Origin of the sequence: Streptomyces sp. NPDC127038, assembly GCF_042725875.1 — a bacterium.
GTDB lineage: Bacteria > Actinomycetota > Actinomycetes > Streptomycetales > Streptomycetaceae > Streptomyces.
This window is the reverse complement of record NZ_JBHXDQ010000020.1, coordinates 114,217-122,226: the sequence shown is the minus strand read 5'-3', so window position 1 is coordinate 122,226 and position 8,010 is coordinate 114,217. Positions and strand designations below refer to the sequence as shown.

The window sequence follows — 8,010 nt, the reverse complement described above, 5'->3', positions numbered from 1 at the left end:
CGGACGGTCCGGCCGGGCTCAGGCGGACGCGGCCGCGGAGTCGGGCGCTTCGGGCGAGCCGGCTTCGGCTTCGGCTTCGGCTTCGGCTTCGGCTTCGGCTTCGGCTTCGGCTTCGGCTTCGGCTTCGGCTTCGGCGGCAGCCTCGGGTACGTCGGAGGCGGAGGCCACCGCGGGGGCCGCCGCCGCTTCGGCCGGAGCTTCCGCGCCCTCCGCCGGGGCCGCCAGCGCGTCTCCCGCCGGGGCGTCCCCACGCTCGTGCGGCTTGGCGACCGCCATGTAGACGGCACCGACACCCACCACGACGACACCGCTCACCAGCACGATGTAGTTGTCATACCAGGGCGTTCCGGGTGTGCGCGGCCAGCAGATGTTGACCAGGGAGACGACGCCGTAGGCGAGCGCGCCGACCGTGACCGGGTACCCCCAGCGCTCCAGCCGGTACTCGCCGGAGGGCCGCCAGCCGCGCAGCCGCGCCCGCAGGGAGGCGAGGACGACCATCTGGAAGGCCACGTAGATGCCGAGGGTGGAGAACGAGATGATCTTCACGAGGGCGTCCGCGGAGTAGGCGGAACCCACGATGATCAGCCCGGGGACGACCGCCGCGAGCAGCAGGGCGTACGGGGGCACCCGCAGCCGCTCGGAGAAGGCCGCCAGGACCCGGCTGCCGACGATCATCCGGTCACGGGCGAAGGAGTACGTGAGCCGGCTGGCGGCGGCCTGGAGGCTCATCGCGCAGGAGATGAAGGAGAGCAGGACGATCACCAGGACGGCGCGGGCGCCGCCGGTGCCGAACGCGTCGGTGAGCACCGTGGTCACGGGGTCGGCGTCCTTGCCCGATATGACGGCGCCGAAGTCGCTGACGGACAGGATGAGGGCGAGGCACACGGCCAGCGCGGCGGCTCCGCCGATGTAGATGGTGCGCCGCATGGACGTCGGGATGCGCCGTCCGGGGTTGGGGACCTCCTCGGCCACGTCGCCGCAGGCCTCGAAGCCGTAGTACTGGAAGACGCCGATCAGCGAGGCGGCCGCGAAGGCGTAGAGGTACGAGTGGGTGCCCTGGGAGCCGAAGCTGTCGAACAGGACGCCGAGACCCTGGTGGCGGTTGGCGATCAGCAGCCAGGCGCCCACCACGACGGCACCGACGATCTCGGCCACGAACCCGAACACGGCGACGGTGGAGAGCACCTTGGTGCCGCCGAAGTTGATGAGCGTCGCGAGCCCGAGGAGGGCGAGCGCGCACACGATCGTGGTGGTGGTGCTGGAGGTGAACCCGAAGACCGCGGCGACGTAGGGGCCGGCGCCGTAGGCGACCGCCGAGATGGTGGACAGCAGCGCGAGAAGGTAGATCCAGCCGGTCATCCAGCCCCACTTGCGGCCCCACAGCCGACGGGCCCACGGATAGACCCCGCCGGCCACCGGGAACTCGGCGACGACCTCGCTGAAGACCAGGGCGACCAGCAGCTGTCCGGCGCCCGCGATGACGAACGCCCAGAACATCGGCGGGCCGCCGGCCGCCAGGGAGGCGGCGAACAGGGTGTAGACGCCGACGACCGGCGAGAGATAGGTGAACCCCAGCGAGAAGTTCGCCCACAGGCTCATGTCCCGCTTGAACTCGGACTGGTAGCCGAGGGCGGCGAGGCGCTGGGCGTCGGCGTCGGCGGGGGTGTCCGCGCCGGTGTCTGCGGGGGCTGGCGGGGACTGCGTGGCGTCGGTCATCGACGGGCTCCTTGGAGGGAAACACGCTGCTGCATCGGATGTCGGCGGAACAGGAACGCGAGTTGGAGCGGGTAAGGGCCGGCGGCCGTCCGGCGTCTCGAGTGCGCGAAAGCTACTACATTGAAGTTCAAAGGACAACGGTTTGACTGATAGCCTGGGAACGATCTCTGGTCATGGACGCGCGACCTTCGAGGAGGGGCCGTGGCAGCACTGGACGGCCGCTCGCCGGTGATGAGCGCCGCCTTCGCGCCCCTGAGTGATTCCGGGCGGGCGGACATGGTGGTCCGCCGGATCGCCGAAGCGGTGACGATCGGGCTGATGGCCGACGGGGAGCAGCTCCCGAGCGAGAGCGACCTGGCCTGTCAGCTGGGCGTCGCCAACGGGACCGTCCGCGAGGCCCTGGCCATCCTGCGCGAGCAGGGGCTGGTGCAGACCCGGCGCGGCCGCAACGGCGGGAGTTTCATCCGCAGCCCTGAAGAGGGACTGGCCAGGATCCACCAGGCGCGTCTGCGGGACCTGGGCATCTCGGAGCTGCGTGACCTCGGCGACGAGCAGCTCGCCGTCTCGGGCGCCGCGGCCCGCTTCGCCGCCGAGCGCGCGCCCTCCGACCTGGCCAGGAGCCTCGACCGGCTGGTCACCGCCCTGCGCCGGGCCGAGTCCCCCGCCGAGCGGCGCAAGGCCGACGCCCGTTTCCACATCGAGATCGCCGTCGCCGCGCAGTCCGTCCGGCTGACCCGGCTGGAGGTGCGGCTCCAGGCGGAACTGGGGCCGCTGCTGTGGCTGCCGGGGGGCGACGATCCCGACGCCTCGGTCTTCGCCGACCAGCATCACGAGATCCTGGTGGCCGTCGCGGCGGGCGACGCGGCGGAGGCCCGCCGCCTCGCCGAGGAGCACACGGTCGCCGGCGCCCGCCACCTCGTACGGACGCATCTGCGGCTGACCGACGACCGGTGCCCGACCGAGGGACCGGCCGGAACCCGGCCCGGGGCATGACCGACGAGGACAGCCCGACGACCACCCGACGACAGCCCGACGCCTGACCCGGTGGCGCATCCCGCGCCGCCTTCCCTGACGGAGCGCAGTGATGACCAGCACCCCGCCGACCGGCATCGTCCGGTGCAGTGAGTCCATCCAGGCCGCGGTGGAGTCCGTCTTCTCGGCGCTGGCCGCACTGGAGGCGGCGGCGCGGGCCCGTCTGAGCGCCACCGCGGGCAAGGGCAGGACTCCGGGAACGGGCGACATCAACGCGCTGCGGCCCGCGATCCAGGCGCTGTTGCGTGAGCAGGGCGAGCGGTTCAACGGGGCGGGTGTCGTCATGGGCCCCGACGTGCTCTCCGACGCCGCCTTCCACCTCGAATGGTGGCAGCACCGGGCCGGTGAGCGGAGCCCGCGTCCGCTGCGGCTGAACCTGGATCCGCGGACCGAGACGTTCTACGACTACAGCTTCAAGCCGTGGTTCACGATCCCCCGCGACGAAGGCCACGGCACCGTCATGGGTCCGTACGTCGATCTGCACTGCGCCGGGCTCTACATCCTCACGTTCACCCGCCCGCTGACGGTGGACGGCGAGTTCGTGGGTGTGGTCGGCGCCGACATACCGATGACGGCGTTCGAGCAGATCGTCGTCCCCTTGCTCAGGCAGCTGGGCGGTGAGTCGGTCGTGATCACCAGTGAGGGCCGGGTCCTGGCCGCGAACACTCCCACCTGGGCCGTCGGCGAGTTGGCGCGCACGCTGCTGGGCCCCGAGGCCGGGGTCGAGCGGGCGGCCGTACGCACCCCCGAGGTCGACTGGAGCGTGCTCCGCGTCCAGGCCCCCGCCGATCCCCCGCCACCGTCGCGGCCCTCCACCGTCGGCTGAGAAGCGGACCCGGTGCGGCACGCGGACCGTGTCACTGCTGGAGGCTGCCCATCTCCGCCGTGAACGGCACCGGGTCGCTCTCGAAGCCTCGGAGCATCTCGCGGAACTGCCATGTCCCGGACGCGTCCCTGGTGAACTCGGCGACCGTCGCCGCCGTGGCATCGGCGACTCCCGCGAAGTCGTCGGCCAGCAGCTGCCGGTAGCCCTCGGCGACGACCACACCGGCGTTGGAGATGTCCCCGAACGCTCGGGGCCCGCCGTCCTGGTGGATGGCCACGCCCACCACCACGCGCCCGTAGGCGGACGACATCCGGTCGAACTCGAACACCATCGCCTCGACGAACCCGAAACCCATCCCGGTCTCGCTGTGCCGGCTCATGTTGATGGTGCCGTCCGGGCATCGGCTCTCATGATGGACGACGTACACCGGCCGTCCGTAGGGATCGCCCGCCGCGTACATCGCGGCGATGATGTCGAGGTGCCGGGGCGGCTCCCCGAACGGGCTCGGATCCCACTTGAGCCTGACCTCGGCCTTGGCCAGCCCCACGCCGACATCACTCACGCTCGCCGCTCCCCGTCAGACCGTCGCGGGCTGTTCCCGCACGGTCAAGTATGCGCAGTGACCTGCCTTTTGACGCCTTCTTGGCGGAATCCGAAGCTGTTTGACCGCCCGGCGCACGAGGTCGTGGTCCCTCGGCCCCGCCCGGTCACTTCGGCAGATCGGCGGCGAGGAAGGGAGCGAGGAGCGCGAGCAGCGCGTCGGGGCGGTCCAGGGGGATGATGTGGCCGCAGTCCTGGAGCCGGTGGCCGACCAAGTCTTCGGCGAGGGGACGGAGTTGGCGTTCGAGCGCGGCGCCGACGGGGTGCGAGCCGACGGCCATGGTGGGCATGGTCAGCCGAGCCGTCGCGACGGCGTCCTGTATCTGCCGCGCGCTGGTGCGCAGGGCCCGGTAATAGGAGAACGCGCAGCGCAGGGCCTCACCGCCGGTGTACGCGTGCACGAAGGCCGCGCGGATGTCGTCGGGTACGCCTCGCCCGAGCGTGCCCGAGTCGAGGAACCAGTCGACGTACGGGGCCTCGTTGCCGGCCAGAACGGTCTCGGCGAGGCCGGGGACGGCGTGGAAGCCGAACCACCACGGGACACCGCCCGCGACGACGTCCTCCGCTCCGGGCAGACGGCCGAGCAGTGCCTCCATCACCACCAGGCGCCGGACGAGGCCCGGCCGGCGCAGCGCCAGCAGGACGGCGGGGGCGGTGCCGGCGTCGATGCCGACCACCGCCGCCGAGGGCTCGCCGAGTACGTCGAGCAGCCCTTCGGCGTCGGCGGCGAGGGTGCCCGCGTCGTAACCCTCGACGGCGCGTTCACTGGCACCGAAGCCTCGAAGGTCCGGGGCGATGACCCGGTACTGCCCGGCCAGTCGGCCCATGATGCCGCTCCAGAGCCGCCAGGTGTGCGGGAAGCCGTGCAACAGGAGAACCGCGGGTCCGTCCCCGGCGACGGCGACGTTGAGCTGGACGCCGTTCGCCCTGACGCGGCGCAGGTGATGTGCGGCGGTGACCGGCATGTCGGCTCCTCCGGGTGGTTACCATTGGTGACCACCAAACGATAGGTAACCGACCGGCCGCTTCCTAGACGGCACTTGCAGGGAAGGTGGTGAGCCACAGGTGACCACCCGAGGAGCCCGGGCCACCGGCGACGGGGAACGCGGCGATCTGTTCGATCCTCGTTGCCCGACGCGGCAGTTGCTGGACCGCATCGGTACGAAGTGGACGTCCATGGCCGTCAAGACGCTCGCCGATGCCGCACCGGACGAGGTGCGCTTCGCGGAGCTGAGACGCCGGATGCCCGGCGTGTCGCAGAAGATGCTGTCGGTGACCCTGCGCAGCCTGACCCGCGACGGGCTGGTGTCTCGCCGGGTCGAACCGACCGTGCCGCCGCGGGTCTTCTACCGGCTCACCGGACTCGGGCTGTCCCTGGAAGCCGCGCTCGCGGGGCTGCGGACCTGGGCGGAGAAGCACATGGCCGAGATCGACCGCGCCAATGAAGCCGCCGACCAGGGGGACGACGGGTGGTAGGCGGGCCGGTTCCGTCCGAAGCTCCGAGATCCTGAAGCCGGCCCGTCCAGGGCACCTGCCCGCGGTGGTTCCTACGCGAAAGGCGCCCCCCGTGAAGGAGGCGCCTGTCGCGGTCGGCGGGATCAGCAGGGGAAGGTGCCGCTGTAGATCGCGTGTCCGGAGGAGGAGGTGCCGGAGCCGAAGCCGTAGATGCCGTCGTCGCTCCAGACCGCCTCGCGGAAGCCGCTGACGCAGGTCGAGGTCGGGGCGAGCGCGAAGCCCTCCAGGTTGTCGACCGGCATGACCGCCGGGTTCGTGTAGGTCACGTCCGGCACGATCGCGCCGGAGGCGTTGACCTTCATGAACGTGTGGGTCTCACCGCAGGTGTTGTCGCAGGTGGCGACGATGCGCTGGGTCCCGGCGTCGTACGTCACGTCCATCACGGAGGCCTTGCCCGTGGCGATCGTGCCGAACGTGGTGAACGTGCCGTCGGAGTTCAGTCCGTAGACGTGCAGCGAGCCGTCCCACTCCAGGCCGGCGAAGTACAGGCCCGAGCCGTGCAGCGGGTAGTTGGCCGGGTTGTAGGCGGCGCCGGTGAGCGGGTCGACCCAGCCGTTCGCGGTCAGCCAGCCGTCGGGGACGTAACCGACGCCCTCGAAGCCGAGGTTGGCGTCGTCCTTGCTGCCGGTGTTGAGCTGCGGGAACTGCGAGGTCATGTCCCACTGGTGGAGCGGGGTGAGCGTCGACCCGGTCGCGGCCGGGTCGAACTCCATGATGGTGTCCTTGGGCGCCGTGTTGTTGCTGTTGTCGCGCTCGGAGGTGACGTAGAGGTGGCCGTTGCCGCCGACCGTCAGGCCCTCGGAGTCCGGCTGGCCGGAGCCGCCCGCGAAGTTGATCTGCTTGCCGGTCGCGCTCCAGGTCGCGTCCGGGATCCACTTGCCGTTGCTCTTGACCAGCTTGTACAGCCAGTTCTTGTTCTTGGCCGCCCACAGCACGGACGGGTTGGACGGGTCGAACGCCAGGCCGCTCACGTCCCGGCCCTCGGGACCGGTGGACGTCGTGAACGCGCAGACGTTGTCCGCGATGGTGACGTCGAGGCCGCCCGGCCACGCCAGGGTGCCCGACGGGGTGGAACCCGTGCCGGACGGCGCCTCGGGGGCGCAGCCGCTGGTGAGCGAGCCGCCACCGCCGAGCAGCTGGCCCGTCTGCGTGCCGCCGCCGGTACCGCCGCCGGTGCTGCCGGAGCAGGAGTTCGCGCTGCCGAGCGTGGCCGTCGCAGCGGTCTGGAACCAGCCGGTGCCGTTGGCGCAGCGCTCGTCCGACGGCGCGGCGCCCGCGGCCGCCCAGGTCAGCGAGTCGATCGTGTTGCCGCTGCCGTCCAGGAGGAAGACCGAGTCGTTGTCGCCGAGGCCGATGGTGGAGTTGAACGTGACGTAGCCGCCGGCCGGGATGCTGCTCGCGCTGGGCGAGGAGGAGGAGACGGTGACGGCGGAGTGGGAGGTGTCGCCGTCGACGTACTTCCACGATCCGACGCTGACCGCGCTCGTGCCGCCGTTGTACAGCTCCACGGTGTCGGAGCCGGCCGAGGTGACCTCGTTGATCCGTACACGGCTCGCCGCGGGGATCGACGACGGGCAGCCCGAGGCGTTCGCGGCGCCGAACGTGGCCGCCGTGGCCGTCGTCACCCAGGCGCCGGTGCCGTCGCCGCCGCAGCGTGCCATGGCGGGCTTCGCCTTGTCGGTCGCCCACTCCACGCGGTCGACCACCGTGCCACCGGACGTGTAGATGACCACCTTGTCCGAATCACCCAGTCCCTTGGGCGAGTTGAAGGTGACGAAGCCGCCGGCCGCGATCGTGGTGGAGGAGGGGGTGAACGTCTGCGCCGAGAAGCTGTCGTCGGACATCTTCCAGCCGCTGATGCTCACCGCGGTCGAGCCGGCGTTGTACAGCTCCACCGTGTCGTTGCCCGACGAGGTGACTTCGTTGATCCGGACGTTCTGAAAGCCGGCCGGGTCCGCGGCGGCCGCCGGCTGGGCGGCGAGTATCCCGGTGGCGAGGAGTCCTGAAAGCGCAAAGGCGACGGCGCACACAGAGGTGACGCCCGAACGCGACTGTGAGGTAGGCACGAGGGGGAACTCTGGCGAGATGATCTTGAAACGGCGTGTACTCCGGCTGAACACCGCCTGCTGGCCACCGGAACGTCAGGCATACGCGCCTCGGCCGTGCGGCGGGAGGGACGGAAATGGCCGAGAACGCCCCCTGGGGCATGCCGTCCTCTCCTACGGGCCGTGCCCGCAAAGGTTCTGACGGGCCGACGTCTCCGGCGGTTCCCTTGCCGGCCGCCGGGCCCGTTGGCACGTCGGGTCCCGGGTGCGAGCAGG

The 8,010-nt window shown here is 71.2% G+C and carries 7 protein-coding genes; 3 read left to right on the top strand and 4 right to left on the bottom strand.

The window, feature by feature from the left end; translation table 11 throughout:
• Positions 1-18 precede the first annotated feature (18 nt).
• Complete coding sequence (locus tag ACFWI4_RS17000) at positions 19-1,716, bottom strand: APC family permease (protein WP_387196517.1); 1,698 nt, start codon at positions 1,714-1,716, stop codon at positions 19-21.
• Between the two features lie 201 nt (positions 1,717-1,917).
• Here ACFWI4_RS17000 and ACFWI4_RS16995 point away from each other — a divergent pair, with 201 nt between their 5' ends.
• Both ACFWI4_RS16995 and ACFWI4_RS16990 read left to right on the top strand, forming a co-directional pair.
• On the top strand, positions 1,918-2,709 hold the full coding sequence (locus tag ACFWI4_RS16995; RefSeq protein WP_387196515.1) for a FadR/GntR family transcriptional regulator: 792 nt from the start codon (positions 1,918-1,920) through the stop codon (positions 2,707-2,709).
• A gap of 91 nt (positions 2,710-2,800) precedes the next feature.
• Positions 2,801-3,574, top strand: coding sequence for a cache domain-containing protein (locus ACFWI4_RS16990; RefSeq protein WP_387196513.1), 774 nt, complete (start codon positions 2,801-2,803; stop codon positions 3,572-3,574).
• 31 nt (positions 3,575-3,605) lie between these two features.
• Here the strand turns inward: ACFWI4_RS16990 and ACFWI4_RS16985 are convergent, their stop codons facing one another.
• Both ACFWI4_RS16985 and ACFWI4_RS16980 read right to left on the bottom strand, forming a co-directional pair.
• Complete coding sequence (locus ACFWI4_RS16985) at positions 3,606-4,136, bottom strand: TerD family protein (RefSeq protein WP_387196510.1); 531 nt, start codon at positions 4,134-4,136, stop codon at positions 3,606-3,608.
• Between the two features lie 145 nt (positions 4,137-4,281).
• The gene (locus tag ACFWI4_RS16980; RefSeq protein ID WP_387196506.1) at positions 4,282-5,139 is read right to left on the bottom strand and encodes an alpha/beta hydrolase; all 858 of its coding nucleotides are present in this window, start codon (positions 5,137-5,139) and stop codon (positions 4,282-4,284) included.
• A gap of 100 nt (positions 5,140-5,239) precedes the next feature.
• On the opposite strand from ACFWI4_RS16980, the gene ACFWI4_RS16975 reads away from it, so the two are divergent.
• On the top strand, positions 5,240-5,650 hold the full coding sequence (locus ACFWI4_RS16975; protein WP_387196504.1) for a winged helix-turn-helix transcriptional regulator: 411 nt from the start codon (positions 5,240-5,242) through the stop codon (positions 5,648-5,650).
• Between the two features lie 122 nt (positions 5,651-5,772).
• Here the strand turns inward: ACFWI4_RS16975 and ACFWI4_RS16970 are convergent, their stop codons facing one another.
• Complete coding sequence (locus ACFWI4_RS16970) at positions 5,773-7,755, bottom strand: lamin tail domain-containing protein (protein ID WP_387196501.1); 1,983 nt, start codon at positions 7,753-7,755, stop codon at positions 5,773-5,775.
• Between the last annotated feature and the right edge of the window lie 255 nt (positions 7,756-8,010).

What these genes read in the sequence shown, in the direction of transcription:
- ACFWI4_RS16990 (WP_387196513.1), top strand. Translation starts at nt 2,801, where the DNA reads ATGACCAGCACCCCGCCGACCGGCATCGTCCGGTGCAGTGAGTCCATC.
- ACFWI4_RS16980 (WP_387196506.1), bottom strand. Translation starts at nt 5,139, where the DNA reads ATGCCGGTCACCGCCGCACATCACCTGCGCCGCGTCAGGGCGAACGGC.
- ACFWI4_RS17000 (WP_387196517.1), bottom strand. Translation starts at nt 1,716, where the DNA reads ATGACCGACGCCACGCAGTCCCCGCCAGCCCCCGCAGACACCGGCGCG.